This is a genomic window from Polynucleobacter sp. 39-46-10, from assembly GCF_002282275.1.
Window position 1 is genome coordinate 1 of sequence record NZ_NCJB01000515.1, and the last position, 1,228, is coordinate 1,228.

Annotated in this window: 2 protein-coding genes; one reads left to right on the forward strand and one right to left on the reverse strand. The window is 50.1% G+C overall.

The window, feature by feature from the left end; genetic code table 11:
* On the reverse strand, positions 1-466 hold a 466-nt coding region (mog, locus tag B7X71_RS17305), incomplete at its 3' end, for a molybdopterin adenylyltransferase (RefSeq protein WP_293601650.1).
* Between the two features lie 26 nt (positions 467-492).
* Between mog and B7X71_RS17310 the strand changes: the two genes are divergently transcribed.
* Positions 493-1,228, forward strand: a 736-nt coding sequence (locus B7X71_RS17310) for a DNA gyrase modulator (RefSeq protein ID WP_293601651.1), incomplete at its 3' end; no start/stop codon positions are given.

A 1,228-nucleotide genomic window follows, 5' to 3' on the forward strand; every position in this document is an offset into this window, starting at 1 on the left:
CTTTAATGGATTTTGGCTGACCTGGAAGGTTAATGACGAGGGCAGTATGCCCCTCGATCTCTCGCAAAACAGCGGTTTGTCGGGACAAAATCGCCGTAGGTACAAAACGTAGGCTAATTTGGCGCATTTGCTCGCCAAATCCGGGCATTTCCCGGGTCCCAGCATCCATGGTGGCCTCAGGGGTGACATCTCTCCGAGAGGGGCCTGTACCGCCTGTGGTGAGGACTAAATCACAGCCAAGATCATCGGTAAGCTCCACGATGGTTTCAGTGATGACTTCTCGCTCATCGGCAATCAGGCGCTCATGAAAGACATAGGGTGTGCTGAGGGCGCTTTCTAGCCAGCCTCGGAGGGCGGGAACCCCTTCATCTGTATAAATGCCTTTACTCGCTCTGTCAGAGATCGAGATTAGGCCGATTTTGATTTCGTCAGGGGAGGATCGTTTCCAGGCTTCGGTATGCTTCATGTTTCTATTCTAGCTATTATTAAGACATGTTTACATACTCATCAAACCAGTTTCAAGAAATCATTGATTTCATGCTCACGGATGCCAAAAGGCGGGGTGCCTCAGATGCGGTGGCAGAGGTTTCTGAAGGTCAGGGTCTTTCAGTTACCGTCCGTAAGGGTGAGGTTGAGACCATAGAGCAAAGCTTGGATAAGCAGGTTGGAGTAACGGTCTTCTTGGGGCATCGCCGCGGCAATGCAAGTACCAGTGATTTCACCAAGGAGTCTTTAAAGGCTACGGTTGAGGCTGCGTACCATATCGCTCAACATACGGCTGAAGATTTATGTGCCGGCCCTGCCGAAAAAGAACTTCTCGAAAAACATCCACTGGATCTCGATTTGTTTCATCCATGGGATTTAGATTCAGCAACTGCAATCGATATTGCACGTACCGCTGAAGGGGCTGCCTTTGCGGTGAGTAAGCAAATTCAAAATAGCGATGGGGCATCGGTATCTGCCCATCATGCACATTTCATGATGGGGACTAGTCATGGGTTTATGGGGGGTTACCCATTCTCTCGTCACTACATTTCATGTGCACCAATTGCAAATGAGGGTGGCAAGAAGTCGCTGATGCAAAGAGATGACTGGTATTCCAGTTCGCGCATCCCACAAGAGTTGGCCGATCCAGCTTCGATTGGTAAGTACGCAGCAGAGCGCGCACTTTCACGCCTTAAGGCAAGATCACTATCGACTCGCCGTTGCCCGGTTATTTTTGAGGCAC